The sequence below is a fragment of the Roseococcus sp. genome (assembly GCF_965227005.1).
Lineage (GTDB): Bacteria > Pseudomonadota > Alphaproteobacteria > Acetobacterales > Acetobacteraceae > Roseococcus.
Window position 1 is genome coordinate 274,488 of the sequence record NZ_CBDDFJ010000017.1, and the last position, 26,775, is coordinate 301,262.

Annotated in this window: 24 protein-coding genes; 8 read left to right on the plus strand and 16 right to left on the minus strand. The window is 68.8% G+C overall.

Annotated elements, in window-relative coordinates:
• Positions 1-4 precede the first annotated feature (4 nt).
• Positions 5-1,594, minus strand: coding sequence for an ABC transporter substrate-binding protein (locus ACO057_RS07810; RefSeq protein ID WP_421990314.1), 1,590 nt, complete (start codon positions 1,592-1,594; stop codon positions 5-7).
• A 143-nt stretch (positions 1,595-1,737) separates the two neighbouring features.
• Here ACO057_RS07810 and ACO057_RS07815 point away from each other — a divergent pair, with 143 nt between their 5' ends.
• The 4 genes from ACO057_RS07815 to ACO057_RS07830 all read left to right on the plus strand — a co-directional run bounded on the left by ACO057_RS07815 (position 1,738) and on the right by ACO057_RS07830 (position 6,660).
• On the plus strand, positions 1,738-2,721 hold the full coding sequence (locus ACO057_RS07815; RefSeq protein ID WP_421990316.1) for a Bug family tripartite tricarboxylate transporter substrate binding protein: 984 nt from the start codon (positions 1,738-1,740) through the stop codon (positions 2,719-2,721).
• Between the two features lie 83 nt (positions 2,722-2,804).
• On the plus strand, positions 2,805-3,563 hold the full coding sequence (locus ACO057_RS07820; RefSeq protein WP_421990318.1) for an SDR family NAD(P)-dependent oxidoreductase: 759 nt from the start codon (positions 2,805-2,807) through the stop codon (positions 3,561-3,563).
• Between the two features lie 2 nt (positions 3,564-3,565).
• The gene (gene araD / locus ACO057_RS07825; RefSeq protein ID WP_421990320.1) at positions 3,566-5,287 is read left to right on the plus strand and encodes an L-arabinonate dehydratase; all 1,722 of its coding nucleotides are present in this window, start codon (positions 3,566-3,568) and stop codon (positions 5,285-5,287) included.
• On the plus strand, positions 5,287-6,660 hold the full coding sequence (locus tag ACO057_RS07830; RefSeq protein WP_421990322.1) for an amidase: 1,374 nt from the start codon (positions 5,287-5,289) through the stop codon (positions 6,658-6,660). The genes araD and ACO057_RS07830 overlap by 1 nt, the downstream gene beginning before the upstream one ends.
• Positions 6,661-6,696: 36 nt before the next feature.
• Here the strand turns inward: ACO057_RS07830 and ACO057_RS07835 are convergent, their stop codons facing one another.
• The 3 genes from ACO057_RS07835 to ACO057_RS07845 are packed head-to-tail and all read right to left on the minus strand — an operon-like array spanning position 6,697 to position 8,992.
• Positions 6,697-7,374 (minus strand): TIGR04282 family arsenosugar biosynthesis glycosyltransferase, encoded by a 678-nt coding sequence (locus tag ACO057_RS07835; RefSeq protein ID WP_421990324.1) that lies wholly within the window; start codon positions 7,372-7,374, stop codon positions 6,697-6,699.
• Positions 7,374-8,786 carry an amidase gene (locus ACO057_RS07840; RefSeq protein ID WP_421990326.1) on the minus strand — a complete coding sequence of 471 codons (1,413 nt, stop codon included), beginning with the start codon at positions 8,784-8,786 and terminating at the stop codon, positions 7,374-7,376. Before ACO057_RS07840 ends, ACO057_RS07835 begins: the two co-directional genes overlap by 1 nt.
• The gene (locus ACO057_RS07845) at positions 8,783-8,992 is read right to left on the minus strand and encodes a hypothetical protein (RefSeq protein ID WP_421990328.1); all 210 of its coding nucleotides are present in this window, start codon (positions 8,990-8,992) and stop codon (positions 8,783-8,785) included. Before ACO057_RS07845 ends, ACO057_RS07840 begins: the two co-directional genes overlap by 4 nt.
• Positions 8,993-9,189: 197 nt before the next feature.
• On the opposite strand from ACO057_RS07845, the gene ACO057_RS07850 reads away from it, so the two are divergent.
• Positions 9,190-10,143, plus strand: coding sequence for a Bug family tripartite tricarboxylate transporter substrate binding protein (locus ACO057_RS07850; protein WP_421990330.1), 954 nt, complete (start codon positions 9,190-9,192; stop codon positions 10,141-10,143).
• 31 nt (positions 10,144-10,174) lie between these two features.
• Here ACO057_RS07850 and ACO057_RS07855 read toward each other — a convergent pair whose 3' ends face one another.
• The 5 genes from ACO057_RS07855 to ACO057_RS07875 all read right to left on the minus strand — a co-directional run bounded on the left by ACO057_RS07855 (position 10,175) and on the right by ACO057_RS07875 (position 15,462).
• Positions 10,175-10,768 carry a DUF882 domain-containing protein gene (locus ACO057_RS07855; protein WP_421990332.1) on the minus strand — a complete coding sequence of 198 codons (594 nt, stop codon included), beginning with the start codon at positions 10,766-10,768 and terminating at the stop codon, positions 10,175-10,177.
• A gap of 2 nt (positions 10,769-10,770) precedes the next feature.
• The gene (locus tag ACO057_RS07860; RefSeq protein ID WP_421990334.1) at positions 10,771-12,273 is read right to left on the minus strand and encodes a L,D-transpeptidase family protein; all 1,503 of its coding nucleotides are present in this window, start codon (positions 12,271-12,273) and stop codon (positions 10,771-10,773) included.
• Positions 12,274-12,374: 101 nt separating this feature from the next.
• On the minus strand, positions 12,375-12,551 hold the full coding sequence (locus ACO057_RS07865) for a hypothetical protein (RefSeq protein ID WP_421990336.1): 177 nt from the start codon (positions 12,549-12,551) through the stop codon (positions 12,375-12,377).
• Positions 12,552-12,733: 182 nt separating this feature from the next.
• Positions 12,734-13,912, minus strand: coding sequence for an isovaleryl-CoA dehydrogenase (locus tag ACO057_RS07870; RefSeq protein ID WP_421990338.1), 1,179 nt, complete (start codon positions 13,910-13,912; stop codon positions 12,734-12,736).
• A complete protein-coding gene (locus tag ACO057_RS07875; RefSeq protein WP_421990340.1) occupies positions 13,909-15,462 on the minus strand; it encodes an AMP-binding protein in 1,554 nt (517 codons plus the stop codon). The genes ACO057_RS07870 and ACO057_RS07875 overlap by 4 nt, the downstream gene beginning before the upstream one ends.
• 109 nt (positions 15,463-15,571) lie before the next feature.
• Here ACO057_RS07875 and ACO057_RS07880 point away from each other — a divergent pair, with 109 nt between their 5' ends.
• The 3 genes from ACO057_RS07880 to nadC all read left to right on the plus strand — a co-directional run bounded on the left by ACO057_RS07880 (position 15,572) and on the right by nadC (position 18,471).
• The gene (locus ACO057_RS07880) at positions 15,572-16,501 is read left to right on the plus strand and encodes an NUDIX hydrolase (RefSeq protein ID WP_421990342.1); all 930 of its coding nucleotides are present in this window, start codon (positions 15,572-15,574) and stop codon (positions 16,499-16,501) included.
• A 141-nt stretch (positions 16,502-16,642) separates the two neighbouring features.
• Complete coding sequence (nadA, locus tag ACO057_RS07885; protein ID WP_421990344.1) at positions 16,643-17,617, plus strand: quinolinate synthase NadA; 975 nt, start codon at positions 16,643-16,645, stop codon at positions 17,615-17,617.
• Between the two features lie 2 nt (positions 17,618-17,619).
• Positions 17,620-18,471, plus strand: a complete 852-nt coding sequence (nadC, locus tag ACO057_RS07890) for a carboxylating nicotinate-nucleotide diphosphorylase (RefSeq protein ID WP_421990346.1) — start codon at positions 17,620-17,622, stop codon at positions 18,469-18,471.
• On the opposite strand, the gene ACO057_RS07895 is transcribed toward nadC, so the two are convergent.
• From ACO057_RS07895 to ilvD, 7 genes are all read right to left on the minus strand, one after another.
• A complete protein-coding gene (locus ACO057_RS07895) occupies positions 18,459-19,208 on the minus strand; it encodes a glycerophosphodiester phosphodiesterase (protein ID WP_421990348.1) in 750 nt (249 codons plus the stop codon). The two genes, nadC and ACO057_RS07895, sit on opposite strands and share 13 nt — an antisense overlap.
• Positions 19,209-19,240: 32 nt before the next feature.
• Positions 19,241-21,496, minus strand: a complete 2,256-nt coding sequence (locus ACO057_RS07900; RefSeq protein WP_421990350.1) for a tetratricopeptide repeat protein — start codon at positions 21,494-21,496, stop codon at positions 19,241-19,243.
• A gap of 1 nt (position 21,497) precedes the next feature.
• A complete protein-coding gene (locus tag ACO057_RS07905; RefSeq protein WP_421990352.1) occupies positions 21,498-22,949 on the minus strand; it encodes a tetratricopeptide repeat protein in 1,452 nt (483 codons plus the stop codon).
• 11 nt (positions 22,950-22,960) lie between these two features.
• Positions 22,961-23,299: a flagellar biosynthesis regulator FlaF gene (locus ACO057_RS07910; RefSeq protein ID WP_421990354.1), complete on the minus strand. Its 339-nt coding sequence runs from the start codon at positions 23,297-23,299 to the stop codon at positions 22,961-22,963.
• A gap of 91 nt (positions 23,300-23,390) precedes the next feature.
• The gene (locus ACO057_RS07915) at positions 23,391-24,296 is read right to left on the minus strand and encodes a flagellin (RefSeq protein WP_421990356.1); all 906 of its coding nucleotides are present in this window, start codon (positions 24,294-24,296) and stop codon (positions 23,391-23,393) included.
• Positions 24,297-24,398: 102 nt separating this feature from the next.
• On the minus strand, positions 24,399-24,989 hold the full coding sequence (locus tag ACO057_RS07920) for a hypothetical protein (protein ID WP_421990358.1): 591 nt from the start codon (positions 24,987-24,989) through the stop codon (positions 24,399-24,401).
• A 67-nt stretch (positions 24,990-25,056) separates the two neighbouring features.
• Positions 25,057-26,775 carry a dihydroxy-acid dehydratase gene (gene ilvD, locus ACO057_RS07925; protein WP_421990360.1) on the minus strand — a complete coding sequence of 573 codons (1,719 nt, stop codon included), beginning with the start codon at positions 26,773-26,775 and terminating at the stop codon, positions 25,057-25,059.

A 26,775-nucleotide genomic window follows, 5' to 3' on the forward strand; every position in this document is an offset into this window, starting at 1 on the left:
CGGATCAGCTCGCGAGGAAGACGTCGTCGAAATTGTCATGCACCCCAAGGCCGTTGGTGATGACGTTGCGAAGCCGCTTGTCCGAGATCGTCGGGAAGGCCATTTCCATTAGCCAGACCTGCGGCACGTCGCGCACCAGGATGCGCTGCACCGCCGAGAAGGCCGTCTGCCGTTCCGCCGTCGTGGCCGCGGTGCGCGCCTGGACGAAGAGCGCGTCGACCTCGGGATTGGAATAACCGCCCGTATTGGTGAAGGTCACCTTCTGGATATTGGTGCTGACATAGGTGCGCTCCACGCCCAGCGTCGGATCGCCGAACTGATAGACGAAGTTCACGCTCGTCTCATATTCCCAATTGCCGATGCGCCGCGCCCAGCTTCCGGCATCCGTGCTTTCCAGCTCCAGCGCGATGCCGACCTGCCGCAGCGACTGGCGCAGATATTCCGCCAGGCGCGACCACACCTCGCCATAGGGCAGGACGAGGTGCTTCAGCGTGAAGCGCACGCCCTGGGCATTGGGCCGCAGGCCGGCCGCATCCAGCAGCGCCGCGGCCTCGCGGACATTATGCGCCGGCAGGGCCACGCTGCGGTCGAAGAAGCGCGTGGTCGAGGCGACGGGATTGGTCGCCGGCTTGCCGATGCCGAACCATAGGCGCTGGGCGATGAAATTGCGGTCGATCGCAAGGCTGATGGCCTGACGCACGCGCACATCGCCGAGCGGAGCGACGCGATGGTTCAGCTCGATCCAGGAGAGTGGCGAGAAATACTCCCAGCCCGTGGTCGAGACATCGAGATTGGGGCGCGCCCGCATCGCCGGCACGTCGAAGGGCTCGATATCGCTGGCCGCGGTGAGCTGCACCTGCCCCGTCTCGAGCGCGAGGCGGCGGCTCTGGCTGTCGGGGACGATGCGGTAGATGATCTGGTCGAGATAGGGCTTGCCCGCCTGCCAATAGGTGGGGTTGCGCTCCAGCCGGATGAAGTTGCCGCGCTGCCATTCGGCGAAGCGGAAGGGCCCGGTACCTACCGGCCGCTGCACGGCCGGCGCGGTCCGGTAGTCCTGGCCGTCGAAGAGGTGCTTGGCCACGATGGCGCAGGCCGTCGCGTCGAACATCAACAGGAAGGGCTGGAAGGACTGCTTCAGCACGAAGCGCACGGTGTGCGGATCGGGCGCCTCGGCGGTCTCGATCAGCGAGAAGATGCTGCGCGCGCGGGGCGACACCTCCATGTGGAATTTCATCACCGAGAAGATGACATCCTCGGCCGTGAAGGGCTGTCCGTCATGCCAGGTGACGTTTTCCTGGAGCTTGAAGACGAACTCCTTGTTGTCCGGGCTGATCGTCCAGCTCTTCGCGAGCAGCGGGATCGGCTCCAGCGTGGACGAGAAGGTGACGAGCCCCTCGAACATCTTGGGCGCCACAATCAGGGTCGGGCCCTGGTTGTTCACGCCGATCTGCAGGACCGGGGGCTCGGGCGTCAGGATGGACTGCAAGGTCCCGCCGCGCCGGGGCTGAACCCCCTGGGCGAGCGCCTCGGATGCGCGAAGAAGAGCGGGGGCGGACACGGCACCCCCCAGCAGACCACGACGTCGCAAGGTCATATTCCCGATTTCTCCTTGATCGCCGGCGTCGAGGCCGGCAATTCCTGTATCGGTCAGTCTAGTCACCGTGATCGGCATCTGTCATCTCGCGTGAACCACCCGATGCGGTTTAGTCTCCTGCCAAAATCCCAGGAGGATGAACCATGTCGATCCGAATGCCGCGCCGGCATGTGCTGGCCCTGCCAGCCGCAATTCTGGCCACCCCTGCCCTCGCCCAGGCCCAGTGGCCCGATCGTCCCGTCAATATGATCGTGCCCTTCGCGCCCGGCGGCACGCCCGATATCGGCGCGCGGCTCGTCTCGCCGAAGATGAGCGAATTCCTCGGCCAGCCCGTCACCATCGAGAACCGCGCCGGCGCCGGCTCCACCATCGGCACGCGCGCCGTGGTGCAGGCCCGCCCCGACGGCAACACCGTGCTGATGGGCAGCATCTCCTTCCTGACCGCGCCGCTCACCCAGCAGCCGATGCCCTTCGACCCGGTGGAGACGCTGCGCGTGGTGAGCCTCGTCTCCACCTCGCCCTATGTCGTGATCGTGCGCGCCGACAGCCCCGCGCGCGACATCGCGGGCTTCCACGCCATGGCGCGCGAGCGGGGTGCCGCGATGAATTACGGCTCGGCCGGCAATGGCACGCCCTTCCACCTGGGGGCCGAGCTCTACAAGCTGAAGATGGGCGTGGAGATGACCCACATCGCCTATCGCGGCACGGGCCCCGCACTGGTCGCGCTGCTGGCGGGCGAGGTGGATGTGCTCTTCTGCGATGTCCCCGGCGCCACGCCGCATATCCGCACCGGCGCGGTCCGCCCGCTCGGCACCATGGTCGCCAACCGCATCGCCCAGCTGCCCGACGTGCCCACCCTGGCCGAGAGCGACCCGCGGCTGCGCGACTACGACGTCTATACTTGGGCCATGCTCGTCGCGCCCAAGGCGACGCCGGACGGGCCGGTGAATCGCCTGAACGCGGCGGTGCTGAACGCGGCGCGCGCGCCCGACGTGGCCGCCCGCTTCGCGGAGCTGGGCTTCGACTATGTCGGCTCGACGCCCGCCGACGGCGATGCGCGGCTGGCGCGCGAGAAAGCGAAATGGGCCGAGGTGATCCGGGCGGCGAATATCCGCGTCGATCTGTAGCGCGCCGCTTGTAACACCCCTGCCCCCGGTTGCATCGGCCCGCCTCGCATGGTGCCTTGCGCTGGAATACGCAGGAGGAAAACATGGACGTGAAGGGCGCCGTCGCGATCGTGACGGGAGGGGCCTCGGGCCTCGGCTATGCGACGGCCAAGCGGCTCGCGGCGGCGGGTGCGAAGGTGCTCATCGTGGACCAGGCGGGCTCTGCCGGCGCCGAGGTGGCGCGCGAGCTCGGCGGCGGCTTCGCCATCGCCGACGTGGCCGACGAAGCGACGATGCAGGCCGCCGTCGCCCAGGCCGAGGCCATGGGCCCGGTGCGCGTGCTCGTGCATTGCGCGGGGCGCGGCGGCGCGCTGCGCATCCTGGAGAAGGACGGCACGCCGGGCAGCCTCGCCCATTACGCCGAGATCATCCGCGTGAACCTCACCGGCAGCTTCAACGCCCTGCGCCTGGCCGCCGCCGCGATGGCCCGGACGGACGCGATCGAGGGCGAGCGCGGCGTCTGCATCCTGACCGCCTCGGTCGCGGGCTATGAGGGACAGATCGGCCAGATCCCCTATGCCTCCTCCAAGGCCGGCGTAGTCGGCATGACCATCGTCGCCGCGCGCGACCTCGCCAGCCGGGGCATCCGCGTCTGCACCATCGCGCCCGGCATCTTCGACACGCCCATGCTCCAGCGCCTGCCCGATGCGGTGAAGGCCTCGCTGGCGCAGGGCGTACCCAATCCGCACCGGCTCGGACAGCCTGACGAATATGGAAAGCTCGCCATGACCATCATCGAGAACGCCTATCTGAACGGCGAGACCATCCGTCTCGACGGCGCGCTGCGCATGGCGCCGCGCTGACCATGACGAAGAAACCGGAAGACCTTCGCAGCCACCGCTGGTTCGGCGTGGAGACCATGCGCTCGGCCAACCACCGCTCGCGCCTGCTGCAGCTCGGCTATGACGCGCCCGAATTCCGCGGCAAGCCGCTGATCGGGATCATCAACACCTGGTCCGACCTGATGCATTGCCACGGCCATTTCCGCGAGCGCGCGCAGGATGTGAAGCGCGGCGTGTGGCAGGCCGGTGGCGTGCCGATGGAGCTGCCCGCGATGGCGCTGCCGGAGGTGTTCCAGAAGCCCTCCACCATGCTCTATCGCAACTTTCTTTCGATGGAGACGGAGGAGCTGGCGCGCTCGCTTCCCATCGACGGCCTCGTGCTGATGGGCGGCTGCGACAAGACGGGCCCCGGCCTGATCATGGGCGCCATCTCCATGGGCATCCCGACGATCTACGTCCCCGCCGGCCCCATGCTGCGTGGCAATTGGCGCAACAAGAAGCTCGGCTCGGGCAGCGACGTCTGGAAGTACTACGCGGAGCTGCGCGCGGGTACGATCAGCCAGCAGGACTGGAACGACATGGAGGCGGGCCTGTCGCGCTCCGCCGGCACCTGCATGACGGCAGGCACGGCGAGCACCATGGCGCTGGCCGCCGAGGCGATGGGGCTGACACTCCCCGGCGCGGCCAGCATCCCCGCGGTGGATTCCGGGCATTCGCGCATGGCCTCGGGCGCTGGCTCGCGCATCGTCGGCATGGTGTGGGAGGACCTCACCATCGAAAAGCTGCTGGACCAGCGCAGCTTCGACAACGCCGTCGCCGCGACCATGGCCTTCGGCGGCTCGACCAATGCCATCCCCCATCTAATCGCCATGGCGCGGCGCGCGGGCATCGAGATGGATCTGGAGCGCTTCGACAAGATCAGCGCGCGCGTGCCCCTCATCGCGAACCTGCGGCCGAACGGCGACACCTACCTCATGGAGGACTTCTTCTATGCGGGCGGCAGCAAGGCCTTCCTGGCCACGCTGGCGCCGCATCTGGAGCTCGACGCCGTGACGGTGAACGGCACCATGGGCGCGCAGATCGAGGGGGCCGAGACCTACGACACCGACATCATCCGCACGCTGGACAATCCGCTCCAGCCCGAGGGCGGCGTGGCCATCCTGCGCGGCACGCTCGCGCCCGATGGCGCGGTCATCAAGCACAGCGCGGCGAGCCCGGAGAAGCTGGTCCATACCGGCCCCGCCGTGGTCTTCGAGGATTATGAGGATCTCGACGCCCGGCTCGACGACCCCGACCTGCCGGTCACGAAGGACAGCGTGCTGGTGCTGCGCTCCGGCGGCCCGATCGGCGCGCCGGGCTTCCCCGAATGGGGCATGATGCCCATCCCGAAGAAGCTGCTGAAGGAGGGCGTGCGCGACATGGTGCGCGTCTCGGACGCGCGCATGTCGGGCACAAGCTACGGCACCTGCGTGCTGCATGTCGCCCCGGAATCCGCCCTGGGCGGGCCGCTCGCCCTCGTGCGCGACGGGGATCTCATCAGCCTCGACGTGCCAGGCCGGCGCATCGACCTGCTGGTGGACGAGGCCGAGCTCGCCGCGCGCCGCGCCGCCTGGCAGCCGCGCAAGGCCCCGCAGGAGCGCGGCTGGACCGGGCTGTATCAACGTTCCGTGCGTCAGGCCGATACTGGTTGCGACATGGACTTCCTCGAGCGGGCCGGCCCTTCGCCGGAGCCGGAGATTCACTGATGACCTACGACCCCCATACCTTCCAGGGCCTCACCTGGCACGATGCGGTCCCCGCCTTCGCCGAGGAGCGCGACACGCCGCGCGCCTATCTGGAGCGCTGCCTGGAGACCATCGCGGAGAAGGAGCCGACCGTCCGTGCCTTCGTCGTGCAGGACGGCGCCTTCGCCCGCAGCCATGCGGATGCGAGCGCGGCGCGCTGGAAGGCGGGCCGCCCGCTCTCGCCCATCGACGGCATGCCCATCGGCATCAAGGACCTCATCGAGACGAAGGATTTCCCGACGCAGATGGGCTGCGCCGCCTATGCCGGGAACTTCCCGCGCCGCGATTCCGCGATGATCCAGGCGCTGAAGCAGGCGGGCACGATCATCCTCGGCAAGACCGTCACGACCGAGCTCGGCCAGAGCGAGCCGGGCCCCACCACGAACCCCTGGGATGCGACGCGCACGCCGGGCGGCTCCTCCTCGGGCACGGCGGCCGCCGTCGCCGCGGGCATGGTGCCGGCGGCAATCGGCACGCAGGTGGGCGGCTCCATCATCCGGCCCGCGGCCTTCTGTGGAAACATCGCGCTGAAGCCGACGCAGGGTGGCATCCATCGCGGCGAGCGGCAGGGTTCCAGCCAGAGCACGGCCGGCGTCCATGCCAATAGCTACGAGGACATGTGGCAGGTCGGCATCGAGATCGCCTCGCGCACGGGCGGCGACCCCGGCATGCTCGGGCTGATGGGGCCGATGACGCCGCCGCAGCCGGTGCGCCCCGAGCGCCTGGCGGTGCTGGAAACCGAGGGCTGGGGCCAGATGCGCGACAGCGAGCGTGAGGCCTTCGAGGCGTTGTTGGAGCGCATCCGCAAGCTCGGCGTGCCGGTGCTGCGGCGGGCCGACCACCCCTGGATCGAGGCGCTGGAGCGCATCGCCGCCCAGGGCAAGGCGGTGACCAATGCCGTGGTGGGCTTCGAGAACCGCTGGGGCCTGCTGAACCTGGAGGAGACCCATCCGGGCGGCATGAGCGCGCGCGCCGTGGCCCGCCTGCGGATCTCCGAGGCGCTGTCGGTGCAGGATTACCGCGCGGCCCTGGCGGTGCGCGAGGAGATGCGCGCGGCGATGGCACGCGTGGCGCCGCTGGTGGATGCGCTGATCGCGCCCGCCTCGCCCGGCATCGCGCCGGTCTGGGATCCGACCGCCCCCGATGCCGCCCGCAACCCGCGCCCTACGGGCGATGTCGCCTGCAATGCAGCGACCTCGGCCATGGGCACGCCCTGCGTCACGTTGCCGGTGCTGGCCGTGGACGGCATGCCCTTCGGCGTGCAGCTGGTCGGCCAGATGCACCAGGATGCGCGCGTGACGGCGATGGCGCGCTGGCTGCACGCCTCCTTATAAGGAGACGAATGGACGAGGGGCGAAGCCCGCCCCTCGTTACCCCAGCACGGCCCGCGTCGCATGCGCGGCGAAGGGCGGCAGCGGCGAGCAGTTGGGGGGCGCCGCCCCATCCAGGGTCATCCGCAGCAGCTTCAGATCCGAGGCGTCGTCGACGTCGTGCCAGAATTGCAGCTGAAGGAAGTTCAACCCTTCCGCCTTGGCCTTGGCGCGCGTGGCCGAAAGCAGCTCCGGATTCATCGGTATCCCACGCGTCAGGCCGGGCAGCGGCCTGGCATAGCCGATCGCGCAGTAGCCGCCGTCGAGCGTGGGGATGCATCCCGCATCAGCGCCCGAGCGCAGGGCGTCGAAGAGCAGTTCGATCATCGCCGGCGGCAGCGTCGGCGCGTCGAGGCCAATCAGCACGACCTGCCCCGCGCCGCGCGCGAAGAGATGCGCCGCCGCGCGCTCCCGGCGAAGGTCGATCTCGGCCGCCGCCTGCGAATGCAGGGCCACCCCCGGAAGCAGCTCCGCCATCTCGGCGCCGGTGTCGGCGGGCGAGTGGAAGACGGTAAGATCCCCCGCCACGCGCCGCGCGACCTCCTGGCCGAGCGCCACGCTGTCCGCCAGGAAGGCCTGGGCCAGGGCGAAGGCGCGATCCGCGCCGATCACCCCCTCCAGCCGCAACCGGGCCAGGCGCGGCGGCCGGCAGATCAGGCCGATGGCGGGCCGGCTCATCAGAAGGGCGTCCGCTTGTGCCAGTCGGTTTCGCGCTGGAAGGCGTCCGCGACCTGCAGGACGCGCGCCTCGGCGAAGGGCCGCGCCGCCAGCTGCAGGCCCAGCGGCACGCCGCGGTCGTCGAAGCCCACGGGGATGCTGATGGTGGGCAGGCCCAGATAGTTGAAGGGCCGCGTGTTGCGCGAGACGTCCATGAAGCGGTCCCAGTTGCCGGGATCGGCGTCGATATCGGTTTCGGCGCGCGTGGGCACGCGGCTTCGCAAGGTGGGCGTGGCGACGACGTCGAAGCGCCCCAGCGCCTCGTCGCAGAAACGGCGCAGCAGCGGGCCGCGACGCGAGAGCGCCTCCAGATAGGCCGTGGCCGGGATGGCGTTGCCGCCATAGAGGCGCGCGGAGAGATGGACGGCATAGTCGCCGGGGCATTCGCGCATCCATTGCTGGTGGATGGTGGCGCCCTCCACGCGCGAGACCAGCGCCGTATAGGTGTTGATGGCGAAGAGCGATTGCGGATTCACCGCCTCGACCGTCGCGCCGAGGCCCTTGAGCACCTCCATCGCCGCCTGGAAGCCCTTGAGGACGGAGGCGTCGATGTCGTCGAAGAACCAGGGCTCGCAGACGGCCACGCGCAGGCCGCGGATATCGCCGGTGAGCGCGGCCTCGTAATCGCCGACGGGCTCCTTCGAGCTGGTCGGATCGCCCGGGCAGACGCCGGCGACGACGCCGAGGAAGCGCGCCGCATCGCGCGCCGTCCGGCAGAGCGGCCCGACATTATCGGCCGAGAAGGAGAGCGGCATGACGCCCGTGCGCGGCACCCGCGTCTGCGTCGGCTTGAGGCCGGTCACGCCGCACATGCTCGCCGGCAGGCGGATCGAGCCGCCCGTGTCCGAGCCCAGTGCCGCCGTCACGATCCGTGCGCCCACGATGGCGCCCGAGCCGGAGGAGGAGCCGCCCGTGCAATGCGCCGCGTCCCACGGATTCATGGCATCGCCGAAATGGGCGTTGTGGCCGGTCGGGTTCTGCGCGAACTCCGCCATGTTCAGCGTGCCCGCATCCACGGCGCCGGCCGCGTCGAGCCGCCTGAGCACCGTCGAGGTCACGGCCGGCAGGAAGTTGCGGCGGATCTTGCTGCCGCAGGTGCTGACCTTGCCTTCGCGATAGTACATGTCCTTGTGCATCATCGGCACGCCGGCGAGCGGCCCCGGCTTCGCGCCGGATTTGCGCGCCAGGTCCATCCCCGCGGCCGCGGTGCGCGCCTCCTCGCGGTCCAGGCGGATCACGGCGTTCACCTTCGCACCGTGCCGCTCCAACCGATCGAAGGTCGCATCCAGCAAAGCGGCGGCCGTCACGTCGCCGCGCGCGAAGGCGTCGGCGGCCTCGGTCATGGAGAGCTCGGCGAGGGCGTCCGGGCTCATGCCTGCGGCTCCTTGCAGGCTGTGAGCGCGGCCTCGAAGCTCGCGGGCTCGTCCTCGAAGACGAGTTCGCCCCGCAGCTTAGCCAGCGCCGCGATCAGCCCTTCGAGATCCTTCAGCCCGTACCGCGCCGCGGAATTGGGCGCCGAGATGCCCTGCCAGCGCTGAATCGAATCCATGAGGGGAAGATCGAGGCTGTTCTCGGCCATGCGGGCGCTCCTGCTGCGCTGCGATAGTGGCTTGGGATTCTCCCGCTTGCCAGCCCCTACCGCATGCCGCAGCCTCCGCTCAAAGGGGAGCGACAAGTCTTGAAGATCGTGGACATCCGCGCTCGGCCGGCCGGTTTTCGGCTGCGGCCCGAAGGCCCGGCTACACCTGAACCAACAACAAGAAAGGATCACGGGAGATGACATCACGCCTCATGGGGGCCGCCCTGGCCGCCCTCCTCGCCCTGGCGCCGCAATCCGGCCGCGCGCAGGATGTCCGCTTCCTTTGCGGCTTCGCGGCCGGCGGCACCTGCGACATCCTGACGCGCCTGCTGGCCGATAAGCTCGGCCCCGTCCTCAACCAGCGCGTCGTGGTCGAGAACCGCACCGGCGCCGGCGGGCTGATCGCCGCCGAATTCGTCGCCCGCGCGGCGCCCGACGGCAACACCGTGCTGCTGACGACCATGGCCAATCTGACCGTGATGCCCGTCATGCCCGGCACGCGCATGCCGGTGGACGTGGATCGCGAGCTCTCGCCCATCGCCATGGTGGCCAATGTCTACAACATCCTCGTCACCGGCCCGCAGGCGCGGTTCCAGGACGTGGCCTCGCTGGTCGCCCTCGCCCGTGCCGAGCCGGGGCGCATCAGCTACGCCTCCACCGGCAATGGCTCGTCCCAGCATCTGGCCGCCGCGCTCTTCGAGCGGATGGCCGGGGTGAACCTGCTGCACGTGCCCTTCCGCGGGGGCGCGCCCGCCATCGTCGAGATGACCGCCGGCCGCGTGGATCTCATGTTCGGCAATATGCCCGAATTCCTGGGCCAGATCCGCGACGGCGGGCTGCGCGCGGTGGCCTATGGCGCGCCGCGCCCCTCGCCGCTGCTACCGCTGCCCCTGGTCGGCGCGACCGTGCCCGGCTTCGAGATGTCCTCCTGGTTCGGCATCATGGGGCCGGCGAACATGCCCGCGCCGGCGCTCGATCGCTGGACCGCCGCGCTGCGCCGCGTCGCCGCCGATCCGGATTTCCAGCGGAAGATGAACGAGAACGCGATGGAGATCACGCTGACCGGGCCGGACGAGTTCCGGTCCGTCATCCAGCGCGACCGGGCCCGTTGGGCCGAGGTGATCCAGCGGTCCAATATCCGGGCCGAGTAGGCCGCCAGGGGGGGCTTTACCCCCCCTTACGTCACCAGCGGCGGGAGGGGCCGCAGTCCAGGTGCACGAAGCCGTCGCGGCGATAGAGGCCCACGCCGCCGGTCTGCATGTCGGCGGCCAGGCGCGCGATGCCGAGCGAGTTGCGCCCCGGCAGGCGGCAGTCGCAGGCCATGCCCGACATGTGCAGCGAGGCCCGGCTCACCCGCCGGGATTCCCGCGCGCGGGCCGCATTGGTCTCGGGCGCGCGATAGCCGCTGATGACCTCCCAGGACTCGGTCGTCTCGAGGCTCGAGCGCACCCGGTGCAGCACGTCGAAGAGGCGCGGATCCATGGGCGTCGCCTCGGTCATGCGCGGATCGCGCAACACCCAGTCGAGCTTCTGCAGCGCCTCGCGGTCGTAGCGGCCATCACGCCAATAGACGCCATCGAAGGATTCGCCGGTCTGCGCCCGATGGATCGAGATGCTTCGCGCCGCGCTATTGCCCAGGCGCTGCGCGAGAGCCTCGGGTGCGAGGGCCGCGAAGCCAAGACCGACGATCGCGCCCAGCGCGCCGCGGCGGCCCTTGCAGGCGAGGGTGTCGTCGAGGCCGTCGCAGGCCGGGCAGGAATGCTGGAAGAGACGCATGCTCACAAGGCCGCCGCGGCCATGGGAACGCCCGTCGTGCGCGTTCGCGCGTCCATCGCGCGGGCATAGGCGGCATCGAGCCCGTAGATGTCCTGGCGGATGCGCATCTCCGCGCCGTCCACCGTGACGGTGTTGTAGTGCAGCCGCACCGGTAGCTGCCGCCGGACTGCGTTCACCGAGGTGACACGTCCTGCAACGGTGCGTTCGGCGCGCGCCCGGTCCCAACCGGGCATGCCATCGAGGAGGAGCATGAGGAAATCCATCGGCCTGTCGAGGCGGATGCAACCCGAAGAGCGGGCGCGATCCGCGAGACGGAAATAGTGCCGATCGGGAGTGTCGTGCATGTAAATGTCGTCACCATTCGGCATGATGAACTTCAGCCGGCCCAGTGCGCTGGAATCGCCCGCATCCTGGCGAATGATATAGGGGAAGCGATCGGGATTCACCGCGCGCCAGTCGACCGTCGTCGGATCGACCTCGACGACCTCGCCATCGACGCGCTGGAAGATGCGGAAACCCTTCGCGGCCACGGCCGAGGGGTCGCGGCGCAGGCGCGGCAGCACGTCTTCCTTGGCGTTGCGGGCGGGCACGCCCCAGGGCGGGTTGAACTGCACGGCCGTCAGCCGCGCCTGGATCATCGGCGTCTGGCGCACGACGCCGCCGACCACGACCGCCATGTCCATGATAACGCGGCCTTCATCGAAGACCTTGAGGCGGTAGTCGGGGATGTTCACCTCGACGCGGCGGTCGCGCGGGCGGGCGGGCGCGCCGCGGCGCATGTCCATCGCGACGCGGATCTGGTTGACGATGGACTGCGGCGATCGGTTCAGCGCCGTCATGGACGTCGCACCGACACGCGCATCCGCCTCCGTCCCCACGGCGGCCTGGAAGCGGCGCACCGCGGCCTGGAGAACCTCGTCATAGACCGGCCCGGTGCCGGGATTGGCGGCCAGCTCGGGGTCGGTCACGACGAGGCGGGCACGAAGCGCATTGACGCGCACCTCGTCGGTCGCGCCGGGCTCCAGCACGCGGCCGCCCGTCGGGAAGCCCGGCCAGCCCGTGACGGCCCTCGCCCGCGCCGCGGCCAGCCCGGCCTTCAGCGTGGCGAGCTCGGGCGTCGGCGCGGAGGCGCGGTCGAGCACCTCGGCCGGCTCGGCGGAGGTCGCGACCTCCTGCATCCAGTTGTTGAGCGCGGCGGCGTTGTTTTCCCGTAGCAGATCCATCCGGCCGGGGATCGACGCGACCCGCCCCTGCACCAGATCGGTCAATACGAGACCCGTGCTGCGCGCGATGGTCGCGGGGTCCTGCAGGCTTTGCGGCGTCAGCCCGTACCAGCGCGGATCGAGCCCATCCTCTTCGATGCGTGCGAGGCGCTCCGCCAGGCGGCGCATCGCCTCCGACGAGGCGACCATGGTGCGGGCGGCGGCACCGCCCCCCTGCGCACGAGCGGATGCGACGGGAGCGGCGAGCGCCGCGACCCCGGAGAGAAATTGGCGACGGTCCATGGGAGTAATTTACAGCCTATCGGCCCTTTCCGCAAAGGGATCGGGTGGTTGCGATTCTCCGGCAGGGCCGCGCGCGGGATGGCTTTGCCCCAGCGGGCGCGTCAGCCGATGATGTAACCGAGCAGAAGGATACCGGCGACGAGGAAGACGACGGCGCGCAGCACCGCCCAGAATTCGCCCTTCGACGTACCTTCCTCGGCCTTGGCAATTCGGATCACCGTGCCTTGCGCCGGATCGGAAGTCCCGACGGCGGGAGCCGCGCGCGGTTCATCGGTCATGTGCAAGGTCCTCCTGATGAAAATGCCCGGCCGAACCCAAATCGCTGCGGCGGGAGCGGGTAAACTCAGACGGACTGGAGAGGCTTGGGTCAAGCCAGGAGAGAGGAAAATACCAAAATTTGACGTATTTTTTTCTGAGATTCAGTACATTTCTAGTGATAAGAGCATTCTACCGAATAATTTCAACGCTCGGTTGCATCCCGAAAAAGCTCGCGCCCGATCAGCATCCTGCGGATCTCGCTCGTGCCCGCGCCGATCTCATAGAGCTTGGCGTCCCGCAGCAGCCGCCCCGTCGGATAGTCGTTGATATAGCCATTGCCGCCGAGAATCTGGATCGCGTCCAGCGAGGCCCTGGTCGCCGCCTCCGCCGCGAAGAGGATTGCCCCGGCCGCATCCTTGCGCGTGGTCTTCCCCGCATCGCAGGCGCGCGCCACCGTATAGACATAGGCCCGCGCCGCGTTGAGCTGGGTGTACATGTCCGCGACCTTGCCCTGGATGAACTGGAACTCGCCGATCGCCTGGCCGAACTGCTTGCGCTCATGGATATAGGGCAGCACCACGTCGAGGCAGGCCTGCATGATGCCGAGCGGCCCCGCCGCCAGCACCGCGCGCTCATAATCCAGCCCCGACATCAGCACGCGCACGCCGCCATTCACGGCGCCCAGCACGTTCTCCTCCGGGATCTCGCAATCCTCGAAGACCAGTTCGGAAGTGGGCGAGCCGCGCATGCCGAGCTTGTCCAGCTTCTGCGCCGGGGTGAAACCCTTCATGCCGCGCTCGACGATGAAGGCCGTGATGCCCTTGGGCCCGGCCTCGGGGTCGGTCTTGGCGTAGACGATCAGGGTCTCGGCGTAATGCGCGTTGGTGATCCAGAGCTTGGTGCCGTTCAGCACATAGCGGTCGCCGCGCTTCTCGGCCCGCAGGCGCATGCTCACCACGTCGCTGCCGGCATTGGGCTCGCTCATGGCCAAAGCGCCGAGATGCTCGCCGCTGATGAGCTTCGGCAGGTATTTCCGCTTCTGCGCCTCGTTGCCGTTGCGGGCGAGCTGGTTCATGCAGAGGTTAGAATGCGCGCCGTAGCTGAGCCCGACACTGGCCGAGGCGCGGCTCACCTCCTCCATGGCGACGCAATGGGCCAGGTAGCCCATGCCCGAGCCGCCATATTCCTCGCCGACCGTGATGCCGTGCAGGCCGAGCGCGCCCATCTCGGGCCAGAGATGGCGGGGGAATTCGTCGGTCCGGTCGATCTCGGCGGCAATGGGGGCGACGCGGTCGGCGGAGAAGCCGCGTGCCATGTCGCGCAGCGCGTCGATCTCCTCGCCCAGGGCGAAGTCGAGGCTCGGAGAGGCGTTCGAGATCATGGCAGCTTGTCCCAGTCCTGGCGCAGCACGCGGCGCATGATCTTGCCGGTCGCCGTCTGCGGCAATTCTGCCACGAAGCGGATGTGCCGGGGGTAAAGATGTCCGGCCAGGCGCGTCTTCACGTGCTCCTGCAGGCGCCTCGCCAGATCGTCGGAGGGCGCTTCGCCCGCGCGCAGCACGATGGCGGCGGCGACGGCCTCGGTGCGTAACGCGTCGGGAATGCCCACCACGGCGGCCGCGGCGACGGCGGGGTGGCGCATCAGGCAGTCCTCGACCTCGGCCGGGCCGATGCGGTAGCCGGCGGAGGTGATGACGTCGTCCGACCGGCCGAGGAAACGAATGAAACCCTCGTCGTCCATCTCGCCCGCATCGCCGGTCATGAGCCAGCCGTCGCGGTATTTTGCGGCCGTGTCCTCGGGGCGGTTCCAGTAGCGCAGGAACATCACCGGATCGGGCGATTTCACCGCGATCTCGCCTCCGGTGATCGCGACCTCATGCCCCGGCACGGCGCGGCCGACCCAGCCGGGCCTGGGCGGGAAGAGCGCGCCGCAGGAGGAGACGATCAGGTTGCATTCCGTCTGGCCGTAGAACTCGTTGATGGTGACGCCGAAGGCCTCGCGACCCCATTCCAGCATCTCCGCGCCCAAGGTCTCGCCGCCGGAACCGATGGAGCGCGGCCGGGCGCGGCCATGGGGCACCTGGCGCATCAGCCGCAACGCGGTCGGCGGCAGGAAGAGGTTGCGCAGCTTGTGGCGCGCGATGGTGTGGAAGGCGCGCTCGGGGTCGAACTTCTCCATGCGCAGCGCCAGGACCGGGACGCCGTGGAAAAGCGAGGGCAGCAGGACGTCGAGCAGCCCGCCGATCCAGGCCCAGTCGGCCGGGGTCCAGAAGAGGTCGCCGGGCTGCGGGAAGAGATCCTGCGGCATCTCGACACCGGGCAGATGGCCCAGCAGCACGCGATGGGCATGCAAGGCGCCCTTGGGCGCGCCGGTCGTGCCGCTGGTGTAGATGATGAGTGCCGGATCCTCGGCCGCGGTGTCGGCGCAAAGGTGGTCGGGGCTGGCGCGCGCCATCTCGGCGTGGAAGTCCAGCGCGCCTGGCCCGTCGGTCAGGATGACCAGCGGCCCCTGCGGCAGCTTCGGCAGGGCTTCCGTGTGGGTGACGATCGCCCGCGCGTCGCAATCGGCGAGCCGATAGGCAATGGCATCCGCGCCGAACAGCGCGAAGAGCGGCACCGCGATGGCCCCCATCCGGTAGATCGCCAGATGCGCGACGGCGACCTCCCAGGATTGCGGCAGCAGGATCGCCACGCGGTCGCCCGCGCGAATGCCCTGGGCGAGCAGGACGTTGGCGAAACGGCGGCTCATCTCCTGGAGCTCATCGAAGGTCAGCGTCTCCAGCCCGGCCGGGCCCTCGCGCAGCAAGGCGGGCCGTCCGCTGCCATCCGCCCAGCGGTCGCAGCAAACGCGGGCAATATTGAAGCGCTCGGGGATGTCCCAGCGGAACTCCCGCCGCCATTGCTCGTAAGAGGCCGCATTCCGGCTTGTCATGGCGCCTCCCCTCCCTTTGCGGCATTGGCGGGCGTCTCGGGAGCATGGCATGACGGCGGCGACACGGAAAAGGCCGCGGCGCGAGTCGTCCGGAACAACGGAGGAACCCTTGCAGGACGGCGCCATCGAAGTCGAGCTGACCGCCGTCGTGGTCGCCGTCACGGATGGCGAGCCGCGCGTGCTGACCATCCGCGAGGGGAGCCTGCTGCCCTCGGGGCCCTTCGCCTCGGGGCACCGCACGTTGCAATCGGGCCTGCGCGCCTGGGTGGAGCAGCAGACGCACCATCCGCTGGGCTATGTCGAGCAGCTCTATACCTTCGCCGATAGCGACCGTTCGGCCGAGGATGCGCGGCGGCGCGTCATCTCCATCAGCTATCTCGGCCTGACGCGGCAGGCCCATGCGACAGGCCGCGACCAGCCCGGCTGGCGCGTCTGGTACCGCTACTTTCCCTGGGAGGACTGGCGCGAGGGCGCGCCGGCGATGATCGCCAAGACAATTCTCCCTCGCCTGCGCGCCTGGGCGGCCGCGGCGGACGAACCCGCCGTGAAGCGCGCACGGCAGCAGCGCATCCGCATCACCTTCGGCCAGGGCGACATCCCCTGGAACGAGGAGATGGTGTTGCAGCGCTACGAACTGCTCTTCGAAGCCGGGCTGGTGGCCGAGGCCATCCGCCGCCTGGGCGGCAACCTGTCCACGGCGCTGCCCGGCGAAGAAATGCTGCATGACCATCGCCGTATCCTCGCCACCGGCATCGCGCGGCTGCGCGCGAAGATCAAATACCGCCCCGTCGTCTTCGAGCTGATGCCCGCGAGCTTCACCCTGCTGCAGCTCCAGCGCGCGGTGGAGGCGCTGGCCGGCCAGGTGCTGCACAAGCAGAATTTCCGCCGCCTGGTCGAACAGCAGGCGCTGGTCGAGGAGACAGGCGAGGTCGCGACCGAGACGGGCGGGCGCCCCGCCAAGCTGTTCCGCTTCCGCGCGCATGTGCTGCAGGAGCGCGCCATCGGCGGCGCGACGCTACCGATTTCCCGCATGGTCTGACGCGGCCGGACACGGCCTTCACCCTCCCTTGACTCTCTTATACTCATCACTAGCATAAGTGACAGGCGGCAAGGAATGCCGTGTCGGTCGCAACTGCGGCCCTGAAATGCTCGTTTTGAGTATATTGAGGAGTCACGCCCGATGAATGCCCTGCAAGCGCGCACCGCGCCGCTTTACGAGCGCGTGCGCCACGTCATCCCGCCGATCGAATGGCCCTCCTTCGCGGAGGAGATCGACGCGATCCTGGAGCTGAAGCGCCAGCGCCGAGCGGTGATCCTCGCGCACAACTACCAGACGCCCGAGATCTTCCACTGCGTTGCCGACATCGTGGGCGACAGCCTGGCCCTGGCGCGCGAGGCCATGCGCGTGGAGGCCGATGTCATCCTGCTCGCCGGGGTGCATTTCATGGCCGAGACGGCGAAGCTGCTGAACCCGACCAAGACGGTGCTGATCCCCGACACCGCGGCGGGCTGCTCCCTGGCCGAGAGCATCACGGCCGCCGATATCCGCGCGCTGCGCGCCCGCCATCCGGGCGTGCCGGTGGTGACCTATGTGAACACCTCGGCCGCGGTGAAGGCCGAATCCGATATCTGCTGCACCTCGGGAAATGTGCGCAAGATCGTCGAGGGCCTCGGCGTGCCGCGCGTGATGCTGCTGCCGGACGAGTATCTCGCCCAGAACGTCGCGCGCGAGACGGGCGTGGAGATCATCACCTGGAACGGCCATTGCGAGGTGCATGAGCGCTTCACCCCCGCCGATATCCGCCAGCTGCGCGAGGACCATCCAGGCGTCATCGTGATGGCGCATCCCGAATGCCCGCCGGAGGTGGTGGCCGAGGCCGATTTCGCCGGCTCCACCGCCATGATGAACGACTTCGTCGCGCGGGAGCGCCCCACCAGCGTCGCGCTCATCACCGAGTGCTCGATGAGCGACAACCTCGCCGCGCAATACCCGGATGTCGGCTTCGTGCGGCCCTGCAACCTCTGCCCGCATATGAAGCGCATCAACCTCACCAATATCCGCGTGGCGCTCCAGGAGATGCGGCACGAGGTCACCATCGCCCCCGAGATCGCCGCACGCGCGCGCCGCGCGGTCGAACGCATGCTGGAGTTCTGAACATGGCCTTCTCTCCCCTGCCCCGGATCATGCTCGAACCGCTGGTGCGGATGACCTTGCTCGAGGATCTCGGCCGCGCCGGCGATGTCACGACCGATGCCGTGATCCCGGCCGAGGCGCGCTCCAGCGTGGCGCTGGTGGCGCGTCAGCCCGGCGTGGTGGCCGGGCTGGACCTGGCACTGCTCGCCTTCCAGCTGATCGATCCACGCATCGAGATCCGTGTGGAGCGCCCGGACGGCAGCCCCCTCGCCCCGGGCGACGTCATCGCGACACTGTCAGGCCCGGCCCGCGGACTGCTGACGGCCGAGCGGACGGCGCTCAATTTCCTCTGCCATCTCAGCGGCGTCGCGAGCGCCACGGCGCGCGTGGTCAGGGCGGTCAAGGGGACCAAGGCCAGCATCTGCTGCACGCGCAAGACCATGCCCGGGCTGCGCGCCGTGCAGAAATACGCGGTGCGCGTCGGCGGTGGGTCCAATCACCGCTTCGGCCTGGATGACGCGGTGCTGATCAAGGACAACCACGTCGCCATGGCGGGCGGCGTCCGCCCCGCTGTCGAGCGCGTCCGCGCCCATGTCGGGCATATGGTAAAGATCGAGCTTGAGGTGGACAGCCTCGACCAGTTGCAGGAGGCATTGTCGCTGAAGCTGGACGCCGTGCTGCTCGACAATATGGGACCGCCCCTGCTGCGCGAGGCGGTCGGTCTGGTGGAGGGGCGCATGATCACCGAAGCCTCGGGCCGGATCACGCCGGAGACCGCGGCGGGGGTCGCTGCCAGCGGGGTGGACCTGATCTCCATCGGCTGGCTGACCCATAGCGCGACCATCCTGGATATCGGGCTGGACTATCGCGGATAGGCTTTGCCGCCGGCCCTCATTGCGATCGCGAGCGGCGGGTCATCCGTGGCCAGGACGTCCACGCCGAGGGCCAGCGCGCGGGCGATGCTGGAAGCGTGGTTGGCGCCCCAGACCGAGAGGCGCAGGCCGGATTCCCGCAGCGCGTCCCGCAGCGCTTCATCGGCGACGCTCACATGAACGCCGAGCTCGGTCGCCCCGCAACTGCGGCACAGCGCGACGGCATCGACGGGGCGAAGGGCACGCATGGGGCGTGTTTCGGCCAGATAGACGAGTTGCTCAAAGCCCCCCAGCGCGGCGGCTTCGGCGAGAGTGGCCGCCTCGAAGCTCATGAGGACCGTGCGCGCCCGCAGCGGGCCAAGCACCTCCGTGCACCGCTGGACAAAACCCGCATAGGGCCAGCCATCGACGCCGGCCTTGATCTCCATCCGAAGCTTCTGCGGCGAAGGACCGATCAGGGCCGCGGTCTGTGCAAGGCTCGGGACATGCTCACCGCCCGTTCCGCGCAGGCGATGGCGCCGCACCTCTGCCCAGTCGAGGGTGGCGATCGGGCCGGAGCCATCGGTGGTGCGGTCCAAGGTGGCGTCGTGAATGACGACAGGCTCGCCGTCTCGGCTGGCATGCACGTCGAACTCCACCTGCTCCGCGGCCCAGCCAAGGGCATGGCGAAAGGCCAGGAGGCTGTTCTCGGGCCAGAGGAAGGCGCCGCCGCGATGGCTGGCGATCTCGATGATGCTCATGCGCCATGCTGGCTCCCGCGGACGGGCTGTCGTCAAGCCTGAGCCTCCGCCCAGGCCCGGCGCAGGGCATCGGCCAGGTTCCGCCCAAAGCGCGGCGCGTCGCAGAGCGGCGAGACCGATACGCGTTCACGCAGCGTCGCGCGGAGCGTGACGAGCGCCTCTGGATCCGCCGCGCGCGCAATGGCCTGCGCGACGTAGCCCTCCTCGTCATAGGTCACCCAATCCACGAGACCGACATTGGAAAGATGCGACAGCGCGTGCCGTGCGGCGAAGCCGCCACCCGCCAGCGTGAGCACGGGCACGCCCATCCAAAGGGATTCGCAGACCGTCAGCCCGCCATTATAGGGAAAGGGATCAAGTGAGATGTCGATGTCGCCATAGGCGGCCAGCAATTCCGCATGTGGGATCGCGCCATGCAGGTCCATCCTTTCCGGGGGGAGACCCATGGCCGTTGCGCGCTTGATGAATGCCTCCCGTGTGGGGGCGTCCGCGAGGGCATGGGTCCGCAGGACGAGTCGGCTCTCCGGCACGGCGTTCAGGATGCGCGCCCAGCAGGCCAGGACCCGCGGTGTGATCTTGGCCATGTTGTTGTAGCAGCCGAAGGTGACATGGCCGCGTGCCCGCAGGGGCGGCGCCGCCACCGGCGGAGCGTAGGAGGGAGGCTCGTAGCAGACATAGCCGTCCGGCAGGCGCAGCAACCGCTCCAGATAGTGGCGCTCGAAGCCCTGGGGCGTTTCCCAGTCATCCGTGAGCATCCAGTCGATGTTCGGAACCCCGGTGGTCGCGGATTGAGAGCCGACCCATTTGATCTGCACCGGCGCGCAGCGATGCCGCAGGGCGCGCAGCCTTCCGCCCAAGCCGTGCCCCCCCAGGTCGATCAGGATATCCAGACCCTCGGCCCTGAGCCTTTCCACCAGCGCCATTTCACCGATGCCCGGATCAAGCGCGCCCCAGGCATCCGCCCTGTCACGGTAGCGCTGGGCCAAGGCGCCTCCCCTTTCGCCAAAGGCCAGGAAGACCAGCTCGAAGCCATCACGCGGCAGGCTCTCGATGCCGGCCAGGGTGAACCAGCCGACCGGATGCGTTCCAAAATTCGCGGAAAGGAAGCCGACGCGCAACCGGTCCTTCGACCGGATGCGCGGGACAGGACAATAGGGATCAAGGCCTTGCGACAGACCTTCGTGCAGGCGTACCGCCACCTCCAGCAGACGGGCGGGATCGGCCTGCTCCGAATGATAGGGCCCCACGCTGCACAGGCGCAGCAGCATCTCATTCTCACCGCCCGTCGCCGCGGCGGAGACCATTGCGTCATCCTGGAGGCCCTGAGACACCTGCACCAACGCCAGCGTCGCCTGTCCCCGGTAGTCGGACCCCAGATCCCGCATGGTTCGCTCGAGCATGTCTTTCGCCTCCGCGAAGCGGTGGGTCCGGAGAAGCTGCTCACCCAAGGCGACGCGGAGCTTTCGTTCATTGGGCAGCAGGCGCACGGCGCGCTCGAAAACCTCGAGCGCGTCCTTGTACTGCCGCTGCCGCCAGAGGGAATGGCCGAGGCCGCTCAGGATCTGGCCGTCATCGGGGGCCAGCACCTTGGCGAGACGCCATTGAGGCAATGCCGCCGCAGGACCATCCAAAGCCTCGATGACGCTGGCAAGCCCCGCGACGCGCGCGGCGCAGAGAGGGTCGGCCCTGATCGCGGCTTCGATGCGCAGCTTCGCCTCGGCTACGCCATGCTGGGCAACCAGGGCGTCGGCCCAGATCAGCCCGGCCTGGCCAAGATCCGGCTCGCGGACGAGAACATCCTCGGCGATGGTCGCGGCGCGATCCGCAGCACCGCTTTCCCGCAAGGTTCTGGCAAATTCCAAGGCGATGCCGCCATCCATCGGTGCATGCAGCAAGGCTTCGGAGAAGAGCGCCTCCGCGCGCTCCGGCAAGCCGCACATCCGCTCGATGACAGCGAGGCCGGACAGGGCCGGCACGTGAACCGGAACACGCGCCAGCGCGGCTTCGTAGCCGGCGCGCGCCGAACAGAGATCGCCCTGGAGATGCGCGAGGCGGCCAGTGCGGAAATGCGCCTCGGCCAAATGCGGCAAGGCCGCAGCGGCCTTGCGAAGAGGCGGCCCCGCTTCGTCGAGGCGGCCCAGATCCATGAGCGCCATGGCGAGATTGAGGGACGCCAGGGCATGTTTGGGCTCACGCTCAAGCGCGGCCGTCAGCAAGGGCAGAGCCGAATCGGTACGACCCGCGCGCAGTTCGTCCAGACCCGCTTCGAAGATGGCCAGACCGGTCATCTCAGTGACCCAAGGCGGCAAGGACGATGAAGCCCTTCACGGGCTCGCCATTCTCGAACCGCAACACGTCCTCCCGGAATTCGCTGGCGACCAGCCCGGCCTGGGACAGCACACGGCGGACATATTCGGCGCTCTGCTGGTAGCGGGCGTTTCGGGTGAGCACCCAAGTCGCGCCGGGCTCGCCCGCCTCGATGCTGAACAGAAGAAATCCACCTGGCGCTAGGCGCGGGCGTACAGCCTCGAAGAACTCCTCCAATGCGCCGAAATAGCAGAGGAGATCAGCCATAAGGATCGCGGCATATTGCGTCCGATCCTCTTGAAGGGCGGTGATGACCTCAGCGCAGCGCAATTCGCTGTAGATCCGCTTTCCACGCGCCGCCTCGAGCATACGGGGCGACAGGTCCACGCCCACGAGCCGGCCGCCCAGAAGGTCATGCAGGGCCGCTCCCATGAGGCCCGTGCCGCAACCCAGGTCGAGCACATCACCCAGCTTGGTCGACCCTCCGGCGAGGCCCGGATGATGCGCCTCCATCATGCGGAGCATGACGCCCGGAATACGGTAGCCGAGCGAGAAGAGCGATTCCTCGAAGCGCGCCGCGAAGCCATCGAAGACTTCCGTCACATACTGCTCGCTGGCCCGGTCGCCTTTCACGGGCCGGCCACCGACCGCGGCGGCGATGTGCCGGAGATAGGCATTGTCCGGCTCCAGCGCGGAGGCCTCGGCATATGCATCTCCGGCCCGGTCGGTGAGGCCGAGCCGATGATAAGCTTGGCCAAGCATGGCCCAGGCGCCGCTGTCCGGACGCGATACGACGAGAACCGCTTCCAGCATGGTGACGGCCGAGCCGGGATCGCCGGCAAGGATCGCATTCTGCGCACGCAGGACCACGAGGCCGGACGGCCTGCCCGAGAGCCCTTCGGCCAGCGCATAGAGTTCTTCGGCGGCCTCGTGGCGGTTCGCCCGCATGAAGGCCATGGCCAGCATGGCGGCGGCGTGAGCATTGCCTGGCTGCGCTTCGAAGACCTGGTGAAAGAGAAGCAGGGCCTCGTCGTGCCGGCCGGCCTCGGAGAGACAGGTGGCGAAGAGGGTCCTCGCCTCCAGGCTCGCGGGATGCGCCATGACGGCGGCCGCGGCGTCATCCATGCCGCCCGGCCTGTCGCCGTTCTCGCGCCGGATGCGGGCGCGCAGCAGGTGCAATGTTCCGTCGGACCGCTGGCCGGCAAGCGCCTTGTCGGCGGCGAGGAGCGCCTCACCGGTCCGCCCGGCCTCCAGCAGCGCCTCGGCCAGAAGCCCGAAAGCCTCGGGCGGGGCGCCCGGCACCACGGCCGCGCGCTCCAGCATCAGCAGGGCTTCCGTGGTGCGGCGCGAGTTGAGCATGCTGCGGCCGCGCTCGAGGAGCCGGTCCAGGACACCGGGAGCAGCGGCCATCCTGGCCGCGGGGAGGGTTTGCATTTCGATCTCCGTCACGCCCAGAGGGCCGCTGCAATCTGCTCATTGACCCCGATGATGTGATCGAGATCGGGGGTCTCGGCGTCGCATTCGCGAAGGACGGAGCGGGCCAGGGATGCGATCTGGGCCCGGAGCGGAAGAGGGAGCCGGTTGCTTGGATCGATCACGGCCGCCTGCACCGCGTCCCAGAGACGGCGATTATCGGCCAGGGCGCGGGCGAGGATGACGGGGCTCTGCTGGTCCATCGCCTCGCGCAGGGTCCGCGTAGCCCGGCCGTAGACCTCGGCCTCCATCTGCTTGGGCGTGAGCTGGCGGCGGTAGCTTCCGGCGGCGGAACTGCTGGTGAACGACATGGGGCAGGCTTCCTCCATCATGGGGGATTAACGGCGGCCGGCAGTGCCGGAGAAAGGATGAGGGCGGCCTCCTGCCTGCCCGAACTCGTCATCAGCGGAAGAGCGAGAGCAGGACCTGCGGTGCCTGGTTGGCGATGCCCAGCGCCTGGCTGCCGAGCTGCTGGCGGATCTGCAGCGACTGAAGACGCGCCGATTCCTTCGCCAGATCCGCGTCGATCAGCGCGCCCATGCCCGCCTCCTGCGCGTCCATCTTCGCCTTGTTGAAGTTGATCTGGCTGTCGACATACTTGCTGTAGCTGCCGAGGTTGTTCATCGCGGTCAGCGTATTGTTGATCGCGACGTTCACCGCCCCGCCCGTGGTGAGCGCCGCGCCGAAGCTGCTGATCGCCGCGGCCAGCGTGGTGCCCGAGACCGCGCCGCTCGTCGTCATGCCCAGGCCCGTCAGCGCGGTGAAGCCTGAGCCGCCATTGATGCCCTTGGAGGCGATCTTGTTGAAGGAATAGGAGGCGCCCTCACCATTGCGCACCGTCTTGACCTGACCGAGCGTGGTGCCGGTGTCGCCCGCCGTCGCCGCCGTGTTGAGCATCGACTGGCCGTTATAGGTCGTGTCCGTCACGAAGTTGGAGATCTGGCTGAACTTCTCCTTCAGCGCCGACATGTACTGGCTGCGCTGGCTCGGCGTGATATTGGCGTCCGACAGCGCCACGATGGTGGCCTTCACGTCCTTCAGGGCGTTGGAGATGTTCTCCAGTCCCGTGCGCGTGGTGTCGAGCAGCCCCTTCACGCCGCCCAGCTGCTGGTTCGCCGAGGTGGTGGAAGCAAGATCGCCGCGAATGCGCTCGGCGACCGCATAGGCCGCGCCATCGTCGCGCGCATCGGCCACGCGATAGCCGGTGGAGATGCGCTTCTGCGTGACCTCCATTTCGGCACTGGTCTTGTTGAGCGACTGGAGCGCGACCATCGCGCCCATGTTGGTGTGCACAGAATTGAGCGACATGGGTCTTTTTCCTTTGCCTATCAGCCTCCCCCGAATTCCGGGAGCGAAGGCATCCTGAGCGTCGGAAGTTAAGGAAGGCTTACGCCGCGCGTTGATTCGCACTCATCTCGGATCAATCGCGAATTGGCCTGGATGAGGGATCTCCATGCCGGGTTTTCGCGCCAGGAGGACGAGGCTCGCCGTGGTGCCGACCAGTTCGGCGAACTCCAGAACGGGACGGTAATGTTCGCGGCCCCAGAAGTCATGGATCGCCACGACGCCATCGGGCGCCAGGCGCGCCAGAGCCGCCATGGCGCAGGCCACGCGGAAGCGGCCGTCGACAAGCACGAAACCCGGCTGCGGGCAGAGCATCCAGGGCGCATTCCAGTAGATCGGCCCGTCGGCATATCGCGTCGGATCACGCGGCCAACCCCAGTTGGCGACGGCTCCCAGATCCGCATGAATTCCGCACCAGAGGCCGTTGGAAGCCGCCTCGACACAGCCCGGCTCGCCGCGCAGCCGCGCCAGCCATCGCGCGTCGGTTTCCACCGAGACCAACGGGCCGGACAGCTCTTCCAGGAGTGCGAGGGTGCTGCCGCCGCAGCCGAATTCCACGGCCGCCCGGGCCCCGGCGGCAGCATCCCGCAGCAACCGTTGCTCCGCGGGCGACATCGCCGGCTGAAGACCGGCGACGGATGAGGGGGCGTCCAGCATTTTGCGGGTCCAAACCTGTCTGTCGCCAGGATGGGCCCGCAAAGGTTAACGCATCGCTAAGGCGCGATCAGATATCGGCGTAGATATGCGTCTCCGCCCGCGCGCCCGGCTGCGTCACGGCGCCCGCCCGCGCGGGCCCCACGGTCTGGGCGTATTTCCAGAGCACGCCGGAATTGAAATTGTGCGCGCGCGGCTTCCATTCGGCGCGCCGCCGCGCGATCTCCGCCTCGTCCAGCTCGACGTCGATGGTGCCCGCCTGGGCATCGATGACGATACGGTCGCCATTTTGCAGCAGGCCGATCATCCCGCCCACCGCGGCCTCCGGCCCCACATGGCCGATGCAGAAGCCGCGCGTCGCGCCCGAGAAACGGCCATCGGTGATGAGCGCCACCTTGTCGCCCATCCCCTGCCCGTAGATGGCGCTGGTGGTGCTCAGCATCTCGCGCATGCCCGGACCGCCCTTGGGGCCTTCGTAGCGGATGACGATGACGTCGCCGGGCTTGTAGGCGCGCGCGTCGACGGCGGCGAAGGCGTCCTCCTCGCAATCGAAGCACAGCGCCGTGCCCTCGAAGCGCAGCTTCTCCATGCCGGCGATCTTCACGATCGCCCCATCGGGCGCGAGGTTGCCGAAGAGCGCCACCACGCCGCCGATCTTGCTGATCGGGTCGGCGACGGGGCGCACGACGTCCTGATTCCGGGGGAAGACCACCTCGGCGTGGTTCTCCGCCAGCGTCTTGCCGGTGACGGTCATGCAATCGCCATGCAGCAGCCCGCCCTCGAGCAGCGCCTTGATGATGACGGGAACGCCGCCGATCCTGTGCACATCCAGCGCCACGTAACGCCCGCCAGGCTTCAGATCGGCGATGTGGGGCGTGTCGCGCATCAGCCGCGCCACCTCCTCCAGCGGGAAATCGATGCCGCATTCATTAGCAATGGCGGGCAGATGCAGCCCGGCATTGGTGGAGCCGCCCGTGGCGCCCACGATGCGCGCGGCATTCTCCAGCGCCTTGCGCGTGACGATATCGCGCGGCCGCAACTGCTTGCGGATGAGATCGACCACGGCAAATCCGCTGCGATAGGCGTATTCGTCGCGCTCGGTGTCGGGCGCCGGCGCGCCGGCCGAATAAGGCAGCGCGAGGCCGATCACCTCGGAGATGCAGGCCATGGTATTGGCGGTGAACTGCCCGCCGCAGGCGCCCGCGCCCGGACAGGCATGCTCCTCCAGCTCCTGCAGCTCCTCGTCGGACATGTTGCCGGCGGCGTGCTGGCCGACCGCCTCGAAGACGTCGAGCACGGTCACGTCGCGGCCGTGATGGCGGCCCGGCATGATCGAGCCGCCATAGAGAAAGACGCTGGGCACGTTGAGGCGCAGCATCACCATCATCATGCCCGGCAGCGTCTTGTCGCAGCCGCCGATGCCGACCAGCGCGTCATAGCAATGGCCGCGCATGGTGAGCTCGACGGAATCGGCGATCACCTCGCGAGAGACCAGCGAGGACTTCATCCCCTGATGCCCCATGGCGATGCCGTCGGTCACGGTGATGGTGGTGAATTCGCGCGGGGCCGCGCCGGCGGCCGCGACGCCGCGTTTGGCCGCCTGGGCCTGGCGGCTGAGCGCGATGTTGCAGGGCGCGGCCTCGTTCCAGCAGGAAGCGACGCCGACGAGCGGGCTTTCAATCTCCTCGCGGGTCATGCCCATGGCGAAGTAATAGCTGCGGTGCGGGGCGCGTTCGGGGCCGACGCTCACATGGCGGCTCGGCAGGCGCGATTTGTCCCAGGCGGTCAT